Here is a 571-nt window from a genome sequence, read left to right as displayed (position 1 = left end):
GGGGGCGATGCCCCGCACCGGCAGGCCGGGCGCGAGGCCGCGCAGCGCCGCCGCCTTGGTCTCCGCCGTCGCCAGAGCCTCGGCGCCGCCGGCCTGCGCCAGCGCATCGCGGATCGAGGCGCCCGTCGCGCGGCTGTTGAAGCCGATCCCCGCCACCCTCATCGCGTGACGCTCCACTGCACCACCGGCAGGGCCGCACGCCAGCCGCGCTTGCGGCCCAAAGGCATGGCCTCGGCCAGCTCGATCCTGAGCAGGCTGCCGCCCTTCCGCTCCGACCAGAGCGCCAGCAGCGCCTCGGTCTCCAGCGTCACGGCATTGGCGACCAGACGGCAGCCCGCGGGCATCCTGTCCCAGAGCGCCTGCAGAAGCGGCTCCGACGCGCCGCCGCCAATGAAGACGGCATCGGGGCGCGGCAGGCCGTCGAGCCCTTCCGGCGCACGCGCCTCGTGCAGCGTGAAACGGTGGCCGAGGCCGAAGCCTTCGGCATTGGCGCGGGCCCGCGCCGCGCGGGCGGCATCGGCCTCCAGCCCGACCGCGAGCGATCCGGGGGCAGCCAGCAGCCATTCGATCG

At 75.8% G+C, this 571-nt stretch carries 1 pseudogene; it reads right to left on the bottom strand.

The window, feature by feature from the left end:
• Positions 1-158: 158 nt before the first annotated feature.
• Positions 159-571, bottom strand: a pseudogene (locus C5F48_RS24455) (cobalamin biosynthesis bifunctional protein CbiET); the annotation flags it as partial.

It is taken from the genome of Cereibacter changlensis JA139, from assembly GCF_003034985.1.
Lineage (GTDB): Bacteria > Pseudomonadota > Alphaproteobacteria > Rhodobacterales > Rhodobacteraceae > Cereibacter > Cereibacter changlensis.
The sequence above is the reverse complement of the archived record's forward strand: the minus strand, read 5'-3'. Positions and strand labels throughout refer to the sequence as shown.